General features: G+C 43.6%; 11 protein-coding genes. 4 read left to right on the top strand and 7 right to left on the bottom strand.

Annotation, left to right across the window (positions count from 1 at the left end; translation table 11 throughout):
• Positions 1-11 precede the first annotated feature (11 nt).
• Positions 12-1667, top strand: a complete 1656-nt coding sequence (locus tag EO131_RS02130) for a gamma-glutamyltransferase family protein (protein WP_127018697.1) — start codon at positions 12-14, stop codon at positions 1665-1667.
• A gap of 19 nt (positions 1668-1686) precedes the next feature.
• Here the strand turns inward: EO131_RS02130 and EO131_RS02125 are convergent, their stop codons facing one another.
• The 3 genes from EO131_RS02125 to EO131_RS02115 form a co-directional block, all read right to left on the bottom strand.
• Positions 1687-2331 carry a hypothetical protein gene (locus EO131_RS02125; protein WP_127018696.1) on the bottom strand — a complete coding sequence of 215 codons (645 nt, stop codon included), beginning with the start codon at positions 2329-2331 and terminating at the stop codon, positions 1687-1689.
• A 76-nt stretch (positions 2332-2407) separates the two neighbouring features.
• Complete coding sequence (locus EO131_RS02120; protein ID WP_206512836.1) at positions 2408-3547, bottom strand: acyltransferase family protein; 1140 nt, start codon at positions 3545-3547, stop codon at positions 2408-2410.
• Positions 3548-3639: 92 nt separating this feature from the next.
• On the bottom strand, positions 3640-4767 hold the full coding sequence (locus EO131_RS02115) for a helix-turn-helix domain-containing protein (RefSeq protein WP_164731590.1): 1128 nt from the start codon (positions 4765-4767) through the stop codon (positions 3640-3642).
• Between the two features lie 125 nt (positions 4768-4892).
• Here EO131_RS02115 and EO131_RS02110 point away from each other — a divergent pair, with 125 nt between their 5' ends.
• Positions 4893-6152, top strand: coding sequence for an aminotransferase class V-fold PLP-dependent enzyme (locus EO131_RS02110; protein ID WP_127018694.1), 1260 nt, complete (start codon positions 4893-4895; stop codon positions 6150-6152).
• Here EO131_RS02110 and EO131_RS02105 read toward each other — a convergent pair.
• Positions 6149-7045 carry a metallophosphoesterase gene (locus EO131_RS02105; RefSeq protein ID WP_127018693.1) on the bottom strand — a complete coding sequence of 299 codons (897 nt, stop codon included), beginning with the start codon at positions 7043-7045 and terminating at the stop codon, positions 6149-6151. The genes EO131_RS02110 and EO131_RS02105 overlap by 4 nt on opposite strands.
• Before the next feature lie 117 nt (positions 7046-7162).
• Here EO131_RS02105 and EO131_RS02100 point away from each other — a divergent pair, with 117 nt between their 5' ends.
• Complete coding sequence (locus EO131_RS02100; protein WP_127018692.1) at positions 7163-9538, top strand: GAF domain-containing protein; 2376 nt, start codon at positions 7163-7165, stop codon at positions 9536-9538.
• Positions 9539-9544: 6 nt separating this feature from the next.
• Here EO131_RS02100 and EO131_RS02095 read toward each other — a convergent pair whose 3' ends face one another.
• On the bottom strand, positions 9545-10738 hold the full coding sequence (locus tag EO131_RS02095) for a Pycsar system effector family protein (RefSeq protein ID WP_127018691.1): 1194 nt from the start codon (positions 10736-10738) through the stop codon (positions 9545-9547).
• 55 nt (positions 10739-10793) lie between these two features.
• Between EO131_RS02095 and EO131_RS02090 the strand changes: the two genes are divergently transcribed.
• Positions 10794-14507: a metallophosphoesterase gene (locus EO131_RS02090; protein ID WP_127018690.1), complete on the top strand. Its 3714-nt coding sequence runs from the start codon at positions 10794-10796 to the stop codon at positions 14505-14507.
• Here the strand turns inward: EO131_RS02090 and EO131_RS02085 are convergent.
• Together EO131_RS02085 and EO131_RS02080 are read right to left on the bottom strand one after the other, a co-directional pair.
• Positions 14504-15364, bottom strand: a complete 861-nt coding sequence (locus tag EO131_RS02085) for an NHL repeat-containing protein (protein WP_127018689.1) — start codon at positions 15362-15364, stop codon at positions 14504-14506. The two genes, EO131_RS02090 and EO131_RS02085, sit on opposite strands and share 4 nt — an antisense overlap.
• Positions 15357-16259: a GyrI-like domain-containing protein gene (locus tag EO131_RS02080; protein WP_127018688.1), complete on the bottom strand. Its 903-nt coding sequence runs from the start codon at positions 16257-16259 to the stop codon at positions 15357-15359. The genes EO131_RS02085 and EO131_RS02080 overlap by 8 nt, the downstream gene beginning before the upstream one ends.
• Between the last annotated feature and the right edge of the window lie 11 nt (positions 16260-16270).

The raw sequence follows: 16270 nt of genomic DNA, 5'->3' as shown, positions 1-16270 counted from the left end.
AACCTAACAACATGACAAAAAAAACCATTTTGTTCATTGCCGTGCTGATGATTGCGGTAATAGCCTGCAAGAATCAGGAAAAAAGCGAGGCCAAGCAAACGGTCCTCACTATTGTCGATGACAATGACCCACAAGTGTCCATATCCGAAAATGGGGCAGTGAGCACGGCCCATCCCTTGGCGACCGAAGCTGGTGTAGCCATGCTGGAAAAAGGCGGCAATGCCATCGATGCTGCCGTTGCTGCTGCTTTAGCCCTTTCGGTAGTGGAGCCCAGTATGTCTGGTCTTGGTGGAAGGTTACAGGCCATTGTAATGGATGCGAATGGCAAAATTTCTGGTGTGGATGCCACCACACAAGCGGGCATTGATTATGATCCCGAAACCGCACCTAAAGGACAGTATGGCTATGCCACTATCGGAGTTCCCGGAGTAGTGAAAGGGTTGACGAAGTTGCTGACAGATCACGGTTCCCTAGACCTTCAAACGGTGATGCAGCCGGCCATCGACTTGGCGGAGAACGGCTTTTTGGTATTGGAGGGTGAAGCGCTGCGGCAGTCTATGGCCATTGATAAAATCAAGGAGTTTACCGGCACAACCAAATATTTCATGAATGGAGACACCACCTATGTGGCTGGAAGCAGGCTGGTACAAAAAGATTTGGCCAATACCTTGAAGTTGATAGCTACTGGAGGTGAAAAAGTGTTCTATGAAGGAGAAATTGCCCAAAAAATAGTGGCCGATGTACAAAAGCATGGCGGTACTTTGAGTATGGAAGCTTTGTCCGAATATCAGGCCCGTGATGCCGATTTGGTGGAGGGATCGTACCGTGGGTTTGGTTTGCACGGGTTATATATTCCTTCCTATGGTGCAATCACCATAGAAATGCTTCAGATTTTGGAACATTTTGATCTGTCCGACATGCCCGAAACCACTTGGGCGGAATTGGTCTATCAAGCCAATCAAAAAGCGTATGAGGACCGACGCAACCAAGAGGACTTGGTGGCAGGCAAAAGATTGACCTCAAAAGAACATGCGCAAAAATTGGCCGATGAAATCGCTCTTTTTCCAAAAAAAGAGGCAGCAATGCTTCTGAATAATCCTCCCTCTTGGAACGAAAATGGGCACACGACCCATTTATCGGTGACCGATAGCAAAGGGAATGTCATTGCATTGACCCAATCCTTGGGTCCAATAATGGGATCCAAAGTGGCCACGGATGGTCTTGGCTTTGTGTATGCGGCGACATTGGGCGGCTATTTGGGGGATATGGAACCCGGACAGCGCGCTCAATCGCATATCAGTCCGTTTATAATCACCAGAAAAGGGAAGCCTTATTTGGTGTTGGGGGCAGCAGGCGGCAGTCGAATTCCGACAGCGGTGGTACAGGTGGCCAGTCGGGTTCTGGACCATAAGATGCCCTTGAACAAGGCTTTGGCGGCTGCTCGGGTGCATAGCGGGGATACCATCATGTTGGTGGAAACCCACGAAGGTACATGGGCTACAGCTGCTATTGATCAGTTTAAAGCAGATGGCTATTTGTTGGAAGAAATTGACCAAAGAGGACGATTTGGCCGGGTGCATGCCGTAATGATGGATACGATTACAGGACAATGGATCGGTGCGGCAGACCCGGATTGGGAAGGAACCTCAGAAAGCCCCGAGAAGTAAAATCCTTGATTACAACCGATTAGGGTTCATCTTCTTTAACGATGATCAAACTAGCCTTGGAGCCGGTGGAAAGGTTCCATCTGTTGTTATGGATCACTTCGCCTTTTTCATTGGCCACAACAACCTGGGCCGTATTGGGTCCGGATGAACCTTGGTTGAGCGCTTCGAATTCGATGCGGTTGAACCCTTTTACCAAATCAATGTTTACCCCTTTAAAACTTCCGGTGAGCAACAGATTGTATTCGACAACTTCTCCATTCAGGTAAATTTTGATACGATCGCCATCCACATATTCGTGGTCGCGACAAACAATGCCCACAAAATTGGCCGTGGTCTTAAAATCGCCCAAGTACTGGTCGCCAAAGTGCTCGTTGGCGCCTTTCTCCTTTTTCTCCTTCACCTTGGGATCTAAATCCAGATCATGCCCGGCTTGAATCAATTCTTTATCCGGCAACATTTTAATTTCCGGCCTATCTTTTTTGGCGGCAAAATTCTCATCCAACACAGAAGGCATTCGCAACAGGGTGCCTTGGTTACTGGCCTTGATATCCAACTTGTTGTTTTCACCAATCTTCAACGGTTTGGTGGTGGGCAAGTCCGATTGCGCATGCAGGGAAAACATTCCCGAAACCAAAACCAATATGATGAACACAAGCTTTTTCATGGCAAGATTGAGCAGTTATATAAATATAAAAGTAGCAAATACCTTGCCATGAAATTGATAAATTGGCGTTAAATCGTTAACCTGCAGGGGCTTTCTTCTTCCCTTTCAACCCAAAAAGGGGATGAAGGAACGGAATTCTGAGGATGATCAGGTCATAGATCAACCAGCTGAGGCCAAATGTTCCCAAGACCAAAATGGATGCTTTTGGCACAAAACCCCAATCCAATTGCATCAGATAATAGGCTATGCCCACGGTAATGGTCTGGTGCAGAATATAGAAGGGATAAACGGCTCTATTGGCATAGGCCAATCCTTTGCTGGGTTTGTCCAAATATTTGGCCGCGTAGGCAAACAACACCAAAATCCAGCTCCAAAGGTTGACCACTTTTAACAGTGCTTCTGTAAAATGGATCACATACCCATCTTCAAAGAACAACCAGATGATTACCTGCCCCGTAAATCCGATAATTCCCAACAGTAATGCCTTCGATTTAATTTTAGCAACGGTTTCCCAAAAAACGTCACCGGTTGCAATTAGCACAAAACCATAAAAAAACAGGGTGATACTGGAACTAAAGTTGAACCAATCATGCACCAAGTCATGCGTAATTGGGAAGAAGGGCTCCACCAAAGATTCCAAAAAGTAAAGTGGGATCACGAATAGATAGATGCCCCACGTTTTTTGTAACTGCCGTTTCACCCAATCGATAAATCGGGTTTGGTGCTTTCTCAAATACACAAATAGAGGGGATAAGATCCATGAAAATACCAGGAGGTAGGGCAAAAACCAAAGGTGGTGCCAACTCAGGTTGCCCTCGGGATAAACGCCTTCGAAAGCAATGGTGGTGAAGTAATCAAAATAAGATCCCGAGAATTGTCCATTGGCCAAACGTTCAAAATAGACCTGTGGTGGCACGATCAAGATCATTCCTACAACCAGAGGAATTCCCAAGCGGAGAAATCGTTCCCAAACAAATTTGCCCAAAGTCCGTTTACCCAAGGCATAATAAGTGCCCATTCCCGAAATGACAAAAAGGATGGGAAGACGCCATTGGTTCAAAAAGAGCATGGGCCAACGAAGCCAATCATAAATTACATTGTTCTTGACATGCCAGCCCCAGGGCACAAAGAACATGCCCACGTGATAAAAAATAAGTAGTGCAAAAACGATGACCCTGAGCCAGTCCAAATCGTAACGGCGAATAGTTTTTTCCATGATTGATGAATTTTTGCCAAAGATTGAAACAAGGTTTTGGAAATGGAATTTTTAAGCAAGTTGAAACGTCCTGAATTACAATTTGGGAGAAATTAGGCCCTTTTTTCGTTGTTCTTAGCCTTCACATAGGCCGATGGAGATTGACCCACGTGTTTTTTGAAAGCAGCATAAAAAGCTGATTTTGAATTGAATCCAACCGTTTGGCCGATGGCCTCGATGGTAAGATGGGAAAAATTCGGATCTAACAGTCGAATTTTGGAGCGTTCAATCCGTTTTTGGTTGATGTAGTCGTTAAAGTTCATTCCAGTTTCCGAATTGATGAGTTTGGAAACCGTATTGGCGTTTGTGCCCAATTTGTCGGCAACTTGTTTTAGGGAAATATCTGGGTTGGTAAAGTATTCGGAATCGGCCAACATCTCTTCCACCGATTCAAATGCGACGGAATTGTTGGACAAGGTCTCATATTTATCGGCAATCCACGATTTTTCAAAAAAGCGCGACTCCGAAAGAATAAAAAAGGAAGTGATGAATATGGTCAGCGTTTCCAACATGCCCAAATAATGATCGCCTCCATCATCATCAAAATTCAAGAACACCAAGAATAGACAAACGAACAACACCAAAAAAATGATTACCGTGTTTCTTGAGAAACTATATTTATCCATTCGGATATTTCTGGTGGACATTTTACCCTTTTTGTTGGCTTTCCAAACCAGTTTTGCCGTTAGGAAGAGGTAAAAAACAAAACTGGACAGCACCAGCCATCTAAAACGATCTTTGATATGGTGATAGGAATAATCAAAATCGACAGGATCAGGGACAAAACCCAAATCACGGTGATAGGCGCCCAAATAGGCATTGAGCTTTATGGCTTCAGGGCTCAACAAATATTGGATTTGTGTGAGCAGATAAAGTGTGGGCAAAACAAAATGGGGCCAAAATTTAATGAGTGAAAAAGATTTGCGCTCGAGGAGGGTATACAGAAAGAAATAGAGGGTAGGTGCTATGAACAAAACCAAAAATTCCGTCGAATCGTTGAGATAGATCACATATTTCATCAATCCAGTATAGCAAAGGTACACATCCAAAAAAACCAAGCATTGGACCACCAACGCCCAACCAAACCAATGGATCGCCGATTTTGTCGAAGCCCGCAAAAAGATCACCAATGCCAAAAAAAAGCCCTGAACTATACCAAGGAGCATAACTTGCGAAGCCATATCGAACCGAATTGGAATTTGGTCATATATCTCTTGGTATGCATTCATATTTTGGGCTTAAATCGTATCTTGGAGACTAAGCAAAATTGAAATTACCAATCTTTTTTTAATCAACCCCTTGCCTAATGGAAAAGAGACAGTTTTTACGATATATGGGCACCGCAGCCATGGCAGCTCCTTTTTTACCCATCACCCTGGAGGCACAAAGCAGGTCTAATGTGCCTTATCCCGATAAGGACAGTGAGGCTTTTTGGGATCGGATACGCTTGGACTACAGTTTAAAACCGGAATACATCAATTTGGAAAGCGGGTATTACAATATCATTCCCATTCCCCTAATGAACAAGTTTGTGGAACATGCCAAAACTGTGAATTATGAAGGGTCGTATTATATGCGCACGGTGCAGTGGGAAAACAAAAACAAGGTTGCCGCACGGTTGGCCAAATTGGTGAACTGTTCGGAAAAGGAACTGGTAATCACGCGGAACACCACGGAATCTTTGGACACCATTATTGGCGGATATCCTTGGAAAAAAGGGGATGAAGCGATTTATGCCGTTCAGGATTATGGGGCCATGCAGGACCATTTTGAACAAATGGAAAAGCGGTATGGCATAGTTCGTAAAATAGTTTCCATTCCAAACCATCCCAAATCGGATGAGGAATTGGTGTCGTTGTACGAATCCCAGATAACTTCAAAGACCAAATTGCTAATGGTCTGCCATATGGTAAATGTTACCGGGCAGATCTTACCGATTCGAAAAATATGCGATATGGCACATGCCCATGGTGTGGAAGTGATGGTGGACGGTGCACATTGTGTGGGCCACATTAAGGTCGATCTGGCCGAACTGGATTGTGATTATTACGGGTCCAGCCTTCATAAATGGCTCTGTGCCCCTTTAGGGGCGGGGTTGCTCTATGTAGCGGAACGCAACATTCCCAAAATATGGCCCCTTTTGGCCGATCATGAAAAGGATGTGACCAAAATCCGAAGGCTGAACCATACCGGGACCCATCCGGTGCATACCGATCTTACCATTAACGATTCCCTGGATTATCTCGAAATGATCGGACTGGAACGGAAGGAAGAACGGATGCGCTATCTTCAACGCTATTGGAGCGATCAATTGCGCGATGTGGCAAATGTGGTCATCAATACACCGGTGGAACCGCATCGGAGCTGTGGTATTGCCAATGTGGGTCTCACCAATATGAAACCGGGTGATTTGGCCAAAACGTTATTGGATGAATTCAAGGTGTGGACAGTGGGTATCGATTTTGAAAATGTACACGGTTGCCGCATTACTCCCAATGTATTTACGACCACGGAAGAATTGGACCGATTTGTAGATGCCATCAAAACATTGGCCAAGCGGGTTTAAGGATTGATGTAATCCACCAATTTTTCAGGCCCTTCCAACAGTACCCTCACAATTTGGAGCGTTCCATCCGGTTTGGATTCAATGTGCCATTTGATGAGCGATATTTCCCCATTTTCGATTTCAATACCGGTAATGCTGCGGGGATGGACACAGCTACCATCGTTGAAAAATGGAATTTCGCCCGGTTCGGGAAACCGTGGCCGATGCGTATGTCCCGCAATCGTGAGCAACAGGTTTTTTCGTAGGATCCAACGTTTGATCCGTTTCTCGATCCTAATGAGTTCCTTGTAGTTTTTAGCAGGACTGGTGGGGTCTGCAATTCCGACTACCTGCAAGGGTTTCCACAACACGCGCACCAAGAACCGGCCGATTCGCCAACACACATAGTTCCACCAATCCGCTTGGTGACCATGGGTGAGAAAAATTTCCTGCCCCGTTTCGGTATGCTTCAATCGTAACGCTTCGTGATAGGTGATTCCTTTAAAAAGCGCTTTGTCGGAACCGTCAATGGGTTCAAAATAATGGGAAAGGTGTTTTTTTACGTAATCGGGGTCTTTGTAGACCATGTCGTGGTTGCCCCAAATCATATAAATGCGTTTTTCCAGATGGAAACGCCGTAACAATTGGTATACGTTCTTGTGTGCCTCAAAAATGGCATCAAAACTGATGTTTTCCCAAAGTTCATCCCCATCCCCCAATTCAAAATAATGGAACCCTTCGCGGTAATAATGGTTCAGGGCGTGGAAGTAAATATTCCGGTTATTGGCAAAATCATCCGCAAAACTGTTGTCCCCTCTATGGCAATCACTGAAAAGGATCAGCTTCGAGTTGTCATCGAAAGGGATGACCTCGGCATTGTCATAGGCATTATCCAGTCTTTTGGTGGATGACATGGGAATAATTTTGCTAAATATCCTTAAAAATGGTCATTTATCCATTACCGATCAATACCTATTCATGGCATTTTTACTTTTTGTAACTTTGTAGGCTCAATTTCGACTAATCCCTATATGGTGCAAAACTACGATTTGGAAAGCCCCTTGGTGCAATTGGTAAGTTTCAACAAATTGTTGGAACACTATGATGCACAGCTGAATAGCGACAATCCATACTTGGCCGCCCGGGCCAAATTTGTATTGGATGCACAGGCTCCCTATCCGGAGCTAAGGGAAGGATTTTCCGATCTTTCCTTGCTCGACAAGCACAAGGAGGTGATCAAGATCATTCTGGAGGACACATTTTCACCTGTCCTAACTAAGAATGAGATCAAAACCGCCTCAACTCCTTTTGAAAATATCGTGTTCAATTCTTCCGAGCGTTTTCAGAATATTTTGAAGGATGCCGGGGAGGATTTTGAACTGGAGATCACCAACCTTCCGAACGAGTTTGGCTACATCATGCGTTGTGCCGTGATCCTGAGATTTTATTATGGTTACAACCTCGATTTCAAGCGTCCTTTATTTTTCGATATTCCAGGAGCCAATGGGGTAATGCACCGCTATCGTATTCTGTACAATGCGGATTTTATGGAAATCATTCCCACAGAATTGGCCAAGGAGATTACGCAGGATGATGTGGATGAACTCTTGGAAAACTTTGAGAATCTGGAACTGTGGAAAGAGAAAATCCCTCCAAACAGTTTTATCGCCAAGGGTTTTGTTATTTCCAACATGTTTGATGTAACGGCCGAACAATCCATTTCCGAGATCAAATCCACTTTGATCGGACATAGCCAGCGCGAGAAGGAGACCTTTATGGAGAATTTTCAGGACACCTTCAGGTCCCTGTTCAAATTAAAGGACATTAAAGTGGGCTTTGCCGGATACGATGCGGCAGCCAACAATTTCTTTCGAATTTATGGGAAAGGGATGGAAAGTTATATCCTGAACGGAAAGGAAATTGAACCTTGCGATACCATGCTGTGTAACTATTCCCATGGCAAACTGTTCATGGAGAGTAAATATTTTGCCATCAGTAATGTGGAAAAGTATTTTAACCTGTCGGAGGGTAAAACACAGCCCTATAAAAACCTCATGGAACAGGGGATTAAAAGTGCTATTTTGGCGCCAATCTCCGTTAATGGAAATCTTTTGGGTGTATTGGAACTTGTTTCCTCCAATGTGAATGAACTCAATAGTGTGAATGCCAACAAACTGGACGATGTAATGCCCTATATCGTTTCGGCAGTGATGCGTACCATAGAGGAAGAGGAAAACCTGATCGATGCCGTGATACAGCACGAATGTACCTCGGTGCACCCTGCCGTGTATTGGAAATTCCAGGAAGAGGCCAAACATTTTATGATGGCCGAACTTGCCGGCCAACAGCCAGTATTTAGGGAGATTGTCTTCAAGGATGTGTTTCCGCTTTATGGGCAAATCGATATCAAGGATTCGTCGAAGGAGCGCAACCTCTCCATTCAACGCGATCTGATGATTCAACTCTCCGAGATCAACGATATTTTGGAAGTTGCCCATCAAAAGTATGGCTTGCCCATTTATGAGGAAATCATGTTCAGGGTGCAGACCTACCTCGATGAAGTCAGGGAAGCCCTTTATACCCATACCGAACAGGCAGTCTTCGATTTTGTGAAGGAAGAGGTGGACCCTGTGTTCGAACACCTCAAAAAAGAAGATGCAGCGATTGCGGGGCTAATTGCAACCTACAGTCAAAAAATAGACAAGACCACCGAATCGTACTATGATCATCGTCGTAATTACGATGAAAGCGTGATGGAAGCGAACATGCAATTGGCCGCATTATTGGATAAGCGACAAGAAGAGGCCCAAGAAATGTTTCCCCATTATTTTGAGCGATATAAGACCGATGGGGTGGAACACAATTTATACATTGGCAGCTCCATTGCAAAGGATAGAAAATTCAATCAATTGTACTTGAGCAATCTCCGTTTGTGGCAATTGCAGGTCATGTGCGAAATGGAGAACAAATACTATGAGCTGAAGTCCAAATTACCTGTAAAATTGGATGTAGCTTCTTTGGTTTTGGTGTACAGTACTTCCCTATCCATTCGGTTTAGAATGGACGAAAAAAGATTCGACGTGGACGGCACCTACAATGCCCGGTACGAAGTGATCAAAAAGAGGATCGACAAGGCCTACATCAAAGGAACCAATGAGCGGTTGACCCAAAAAGGGAAGCTTTCCATTGTGTATTCCCAGCGTAAGGATGAACGGGAATACATGCGCTACATTCGTTTTTTGAAGGCCAAAGGATATTTCACCAACAATATCGAAATTGTGGAATTGGAAGGGCTTCAAGGGGTTACTGGCTTAAAGGCCATTAGAGCAGAGATACTTTACAAAAAGGATGAACGCTCCGAACGTACCTATACTTACGACGACCTTATGGAGGAATTAAAAAAGTAGGTCTTACTAAAAAACCAATCTGTCAGGGCCAAAAAATCGGAAAGCAATTCCAAAAGCGAGTACCGAAATGATCATGCCCAACATAAAAATGTTGTAGGTAATCCGTAGAATCTTATATTTCTTATTGAGCACCAATCCCAAATAATAAAGGTCTTTGGTTAGGGAGTTGTATACATATTCCTTGTCCTTGATCAATTCCTTCAAGGCCCATTCGTATTCGGAAAGTTCCATTTGATGAAAGTTGCCAAAGAACAGAAGATTTACTTTTTTTTGCTCCACATCCTCCTTGGTAAATTTTCCTGTGGTTATATTGGGTCGTGTAGCCAATACGGAAAGGGTCATGGTTACAATACTGAACAAAATCAAAATTAAGGTTGGATAGATCAAGTAGGTATTGCTCGGATTGTCCAATTTGGTAAGCAAATTGGCCAGCACCAACGAAATAATAATGGCGTTGACCGATAACAAAATATTTGCCTTCGTATCGGCAATGTCACTTAACTTGAGGTGGTTGTTCAGCGTAACACGGTACAGGGTCTGGATGCTTCGGTCAGGACTTTCGTTTTTGTACTTCGCCTTTAAAGCTTCTTTTTTTGCTATGGTTTTTTCGGTCTTTTTTTCTTTGAGCAGTTGCCTTAGGTTTTTTTCCTTGCCTTTCTCCCAGTTTTCTTTGGCATATTCTGTATAAAATCGATGCTGGGTACGGAACATTTTAATGTTCTTGTCCCGCCATTCTTTGGAGGAATAGTCTGCAATACCCAACTTTTTCAGTTCTTCCCTTAAAAAATCGGTGGTTTCCCAATAGCTCTTTTGGGCAAAATGGGAAATGTCGGCATCCTTGATGATTTCCTCCAATAAATTGGTGGGTTCATGGCTCATTTGGGTGGCCAAGATCAAGTTACAGACTTCGGCGATGTCTTCACTGCCGTACCCCTGTTCGTTTAAATAGGCTTTGGCAATTTCACTGCTCGTTTCTTCATGCTGTTCCGTTCCCTTTATGTAGCCCACATCGTGCAGCCAAGCAGCCAATAGCAACCATTCCTCTTGCTTGTCTTTCAAATCATAGAAATTGAGCAATTCTTTAGTACTTTTAACCACGCGTTGGGTATGTCGCAAATTGTGGTATAAAAACCTCGGATCAAGCTCATTGGTCAACAAGTTAGAAACGTATTGTTCAGTTTTTTCAACAATTTCCGACATAATAGGATATTTCAATTGTCCAAATTACAAAATTTTGGACGCAACCTCATAGGATATGAAGAAACATTGGATTGGGTTTCTAGCAATTTTACTGGTCTTTGGTTGTGCTACCTATGAAGCAAAGTATACACAACCTTTTAGTGCCGAAAACAGTTCCATCGAAAAAGAAATCGAACACACGTTCTATTTGATCGGTGATGCCGGTCTATCGCCTAATAATGACCTCAACCCAACCCTGAAAAAATTCAAGAACACCTTGGCGAAAGCCAGCTCCAATAGCACTGCGTTGTTTTTGGGCGATAATATTTATCCCATTGGTTTTGTCTCCAAAAAAGAAGATAAGGAAGCGCATCAAAGAGCGAAACATTACCTCGATGCCCAATTGGCCACTTTGGAAGGATTTAAGGGGCAGGCCATTTTTATCCCCGGTAACCACGATTGGTACAGCAGGGGGCTGGATGGATTGGAGCGGGAAGAAAAATACATTCAGGAGGCTTTGGATAGCAAGGATGTATTTCAGCCCAAAAACGGGTGCCCTATTGAAGATATCGAGATTTCCGACAAAGTGATGGTCATAGCCATCGACACTGAATGGTACCTGACAGACTGGGACAAGCACCCGACGATGAACGACAAATGCGAAATCAAGAGCAGGGGTCGTTTTTTTGAGGAGCTGGAAAGTTTGATCAAGAAGAATTTGGACAAAACAGTGATCATTGCCATGCACCATCCCATGTTTACCTATGGTTCGCATGGTGGTCAATTTTCGTTCGAACAGGGCTTGTATCCCAGTGGGGGCAAAATTCCGTTACCGGTTTTGGGAAGCGTTGCCAACATGATGCGCAAGGTTTCCGGAGCAAGCATAGAAGATCTTTCCAATAAAAAATACAACGAGCTCAAACAACGGATCGTTACTCTTTCCCAATATTCCGATAAGGTTGTTTTTGTGTCGGGTCACGAACATACCTTGCAGTACATTGTAGAATCTGGCAAACCGCAAATTGTGAGCGGTGCAGGTGCCAAAACGGGAGCTACGCGGTTGTTGAATGGCAGCGAGTTTTCCACAGGAAGGAACGGTTATGCCGTTCTTAAAGTTTTCACCGATGGCTCTTCGCAGGTGGACTTTTTTGGGGCTGATGCTGAGTCCAATGAACTTTTGTTCCAGACCGAAGTATTGCCTCCAGACATCAAGGTTGAGCCAAAAGGGTTATCGGAAAACTTTCCTTCTTTTATGAAGGCATCGGTCTATACCGAGGATGAAATTGACAAAAGTGGATTTCACAAATGGTTGTGGGGCGAAAGGTACCGAAAATATTATGCTACCGAAGTAACAGTGCCAACCGTACGTTTGGATACTCTTTTTGGTGGACTTACCGTTGTTCGGAAGGGTGGTGGTAACCAATCCAACTCGTTGCGATTGCAAGACAAACAGGGTCGGGAATATGTGATGCGGGGATTGCGCAAGAGTGCTGAACGTTATTTACAGGCCATAGCATTCCAGGATCAATATATTATTGGCCAATTTAAGGACACCTACACCGAGCGTTTGCTATTGGACCTATATACAGGAGCACACCCTTATGCGCCGTTTACCACGGACGTACTTTCGGATGCCGTTGGCCTGTACCATACCAATCCCAAACTGTTCTATATTCCAAAGCAAGCGGTGTTGGGAGCCTACAATGCCGATTTTGGGGACGGACTTTATATGATTGAGGAACATGTTTCGGATGGGCACGATGATCTGGAAAGTTTTGGCAGGGCCAAGAAAATCGAAAGTACCTACGATATGATCAATAAATTACGGGAAGACGAGGAATATGTTTTGGATAAAGAGACGTACGTTAGAGCAAGGTTGTTCGATATATTGGTGGGGGATTGGGACCGCCATGTGGACCAATGGCGATGGGCCGAGATTAAAACGGAGGACGGCAAGAAACTTTTTAAGCCCATTCCCAGGGACAGGGATCAGGTTTTTTCCCGTTGGGGTGATGGACTGATCATGAATTTTGGATCTAGGTCCGTTCCGTCCTTGCGCATATTTGAAGGTTTCCACGAAAAAATAAGAAGCGTTAAAGGGTTCACCTCCTCTCCCAGAACCTTTGCCTTGGATATGGCATTATTGGCTGAAACAGATTTAGAGCAGTGGTTGGAACAGGCCCGATTGATTCAAAAAAGCATTGATGAAGAAGTCATTGATAGGGCATTTATGGCGTTTCCCGAAGAAGTTCGGGATGAAACCATCGATACTATCAAGGCAGTTTTATTGGCGCGGAAAGAACAGTTGCTGGAAACGGCAAAGGAATACTACGCTGTTTTGAACAAATTCAGTGTGGTGACCGGTACCGACAAGGACGATTATTTCAATATTGTGACCCTGCCCAATGGAAAGTTGGAAGTCAGGGCCTACCGCATCAAAGGAGGGGAAATGACAGATTTGTTTTTTCAAAAGGAATTTGATCCCCAATACACCAAGGAAGTTTGGGTATATGGTTTGGATGACGATGATGTTTTTGAGGTAAACACGGGGTCATCACCCATTAAGGTTCGAATCGTGGGTGGTCAGAACAACGATAACTATAAAATTTCGGAAGGATCAAGAAATGTCCAGGTGTACGACTTCAAGACTAAAAAGAACACTTTTGATGAGGCTTATGGCGGCAAGATCAACCAAATCAATGATTATAACACCAACACCTACGATTTTTTAAAGATCAAGGGCAGTAACAATCAATTGTTGCCAACTATTGGATTCAATCCTGATGACGGATTTCGAGTGGGCTTTACCGACACCTATACTTTTAACGGTTTCCGACAGAACCCTTTTACGCAACAACATATCTTCAATGCAGCCTATTATTTTGCCACCAACGGTTTTGATTTGGGCTATAAGGGTGAATTTGCCCATGTTTTTAACAAGGTCAACCTAGAATTGGATGCAATGTTTACCAGTCCAAATTTTACACAGAACTTTTTTGGTTTTGGAAACGAAACTGTGAACAATGATGATGAAGAACCCTTGGGACTGGACTATAACCGAGTGCGGTTGCGTACACTTCGAGTGGCACCTTCGTTGGTTTGGCGCGGATATCTGGGATCCAAGGTAAAATTGGGCGTAGCCTATGAGGATATAGAAGTGGAAGAGACCCAAGACCGATTTATCAATGAATTTTACCTGGAAAACGGGGAGGAGAACCATCAAAGTTTTTTTGGGGTGAATGCCGAATACAGTTATGCCAATACTGATAATGAAGCTTTTCCCACCATGGGCATGGTCTTTAGTATTTCAGGGGGCTATAAGACCAATGTGAAGGAATCGGGCAGGTCTTTTGGATATGTGATACCTAGTTTTTCCATAGATCATAAATTGACAGCCGATGGAAGGTTGGTATTGGGTACGATATTGAAGGGACACATTACCATTGGCGACGATTACGAGTTTTATCAAGCTGCCAGCATAGGAGGAAATAATGGATTAAGAGGCTATCGCTTTCAACGGTTTACCGGAAAATCGGCCTTTTACCAGAATACCGATCTAAGGTACAGTTTTAGGGGACAGCGAACCGGAATTTTGCCGGTTACGCCAGGACTTTATGCCGGGTTCGATTATGGTCGTGTTTGGTACCCCGGCGATGCTTCCCGACTTTGGCACAATTCGTACGGAGGAGGGTTCTTCCTGAATGGCGCAGATATTTTGACGGCCAATTTTGGATTGTTCAATAGTACGGATGGAATGCGGTTTGCCTTCGGACTCGGTTTCGGATTTTAATCCAATTGGAATTTGTAGAGTTTTCGACCCCCGAACCGATTCTGTTCGTCCGCAATTATTACCGTTTTATTATCCAAAAAACAAACGGACTCAATTTGAGTCATTTGATGCAATTCAATGGTTCGAACCTTTGCCTCGGATATATTTGATGGTGAAGCGGAATTGAGCAGAAACAGTTTGCCATAACTCAAAAGTGCTATGGTTTTTCCGTCGGGTGAAATATCCGCGCTGGTAACAGAACAATGATTTTGGTCCTCACATAAAAACAGTGCTCCCAAAAATTCAGCCACATAGCTTCCTTCCTCATCCGGAATGCGATAAACAAGTGTCTGGCCCGAGTAGGGCCTGGTCCTGTTTTTGGTAAAAATGTAGAGGTGATCTTGCCAATGGATCATTCCTTCGGTGTCAAAATACAGACTGTCCTTTTTAGGGGGAAAGTCTTTTTGTTCCGGATAGGCAAAAGCAATTTTCTTTGCGTTGGGTTCCTTTTTGGTGAGTTGAAGGCTATCCACTTTATAAATGACAAGATCTTTTCTTTCGTTAGCATTGTTGCCAAAGTCTCCGATGTATAAATTTCCAAGGGAATCGGTGGTCAATTCTTCCCAATCCACATTCTTGGCATGGTCTATTTTCAGGGAGTATAGGACTTCGGCCTTTTGGTTTACCTTGTAAATGTGGTCTTTGTTGCCGCTATCCTCGATGACCCAAAGGTTGCCATCTTGCGTAGTTTCCATGCCTGAAACCTCTTTTAAGGTGGAAGGAAACTTGCCCAGGTTTACCAATTTATTATTTGTGGTGACCGTTTGAGCACAACTGTGCGCCACCACCAATAATGGTATTAGAACAAACCTATTCATCCAATTCTTTTATTGGCAAGTAGATTTCTGCTTTCCACTTCAGCTCGTTACCCTCATCTTTTGGATCATCATGAAACACCTCAATCGGTGTGTTTTCTACGGCAATGTTATTTTTTTTTGCATAGTCCAATAAGGCGTACCAAGCCCTGTCTGAAGTAATGTAATTGCCATTGTACTCTGCCTTTAGGGCTTTTTTTCTAAAAATCCTTTTGTACTGGATGTCCGTTCCAATTGGAAGTTTTTCCGATCGGATAATTGGCCTGCCAAAATTGAAATGTATGCTGTCGTTGTCTTGGTTCCAATCCGTAATTTCAATCATGGGAAAACCATCAAACTCAACACCGTTATCCACAAGACTTCCAAAAAGATAACTGAAGTTGCGCATCATTTCATCGGCTTTTTGAAGTTGCGTACTCTTTATGGGAAGGTAAGCGATGTATTTGGTAGGAAACTCATCTTCGCCCACAATTCGAACTTTAAAATTCTTTTTATGTTCCTGGAGTTCTTCCATGAAATCCAAAACGGTTGCTCTGCTACGTTTTTCAAAATCCGTATCGACAAAAGGAACCAGAATTTTATTTTTTAAACTATGTCCTTTGTCCTTAATACCAACTATTACCCGGGAAGTGGAGTCTGTCAATGGCTCTATTTCCCATTGATAGATATGGGTGGAATCTCCAAACTTAAAAGTCTGGCTTAAATGGAACAAATCCCCTTCCTGTTGAATGTTTTCCGAATCATTGAAATTTCTGGACCAATGTTTTAGGCTTTGGTTTATTGCTCCTGGAAATAGGTTGGCCTTAAACCGAACAATATAATCGGATGGCTTTATGAATAAGTACCATAATACTACGCCTGCAACTACGGCAAGAATTACTGAAACAATCTTTCTCATAATGGGGCAAA

Source organism: Flagellimonas beolgyonensis (genome assembly GCF_003992615.1).
Lineage (GTDB): Bacteria > Bacteroidota > Bacteroidia > Flavobacteriales > Flavobacteriaceae > Flagellimonas > Flagellimonas beolgyonensis.
The sequence above is the reverse complement of the archived record's forward strand: the minus strand, read 5'-3'. Positions and strand labels throughout refer to the sequence as shown.

Coding starts and splice junctions, on each gene's coding strand:
- EO131_RS02105 (WP_127018693.1), bottom strand. CDS start 7,045: ATGTCATCCACCAAAAGACTGGATAATGCCTATGACAATGCCGAGGTC.
- EO131_RS02110 (WP_127018694.1), top strand. CDS start 4,893: ATGGAAAAGAGACAGTTTTTACGATATATGGGCACCGCAGCCATGGCA.
- EO131_RS02115 (WP_164731590.1), bottom strand. CDS start 4,767: ATGGCTTCGCAAGTTATGCTCCTTGGTATAGTTCAGGGCTTTTTTTTG.
- EO131_RS02125 (WP_127018696.1), bottom strand. CDS start 2,331: ATGAAAAAGCTTGTGTTCATCATATTGGTTTTGGTTTCGGGAATGTTT.
- EO131_RS02090 (WP_127018690.1), top strand. CDS start 10,794: ATGAAGAAACATTGGATTGGGTTTCTAGCAATTTTACTGGTCTTTGGT.
- EO131_RS02130 (WP_127018697.1), top strand. CDS start 12: ATGACAAAAAAAACCATTTTGTTCATTGCCGTGCTGATGATTGCGGTA.
- EO131_RS02120 (WP_206512836.1), bottom strand. CDS start 3,547: ATGGAAAAAACTATTCGCCGTTACGATTTGGACTGGCTCAGGGTCATC.
- EO131_RS02085 (WP_127018689.1), bottom strand. CDS start 15,364: ATGAATAGGTTTGTTCTAATACCATTATTGGTGGTGGCGCACAGTTGT.
- EO131_RS02080 (WP_127018688.1), bottom strand. CDS start 16,259: ATGAGAAAGATTGTTTCAGTAATTCTTGCCGTAGTTGCAGGCGTAGTA.
- EO131_RS02100 (WP_127018692.1), top strand. CDS start 7,163: ATGGTGCAAAACTACGATTTGGAAAGCCCCTTGGTGCAATTGGTAAGT.
- EO131_RS02095 (WP_127018691.1), bottom strand. CDS start 10,738: ATGTCGGAAATTGTTGAAAAAACTGAACAATACGTTTCTAACTTGTTG.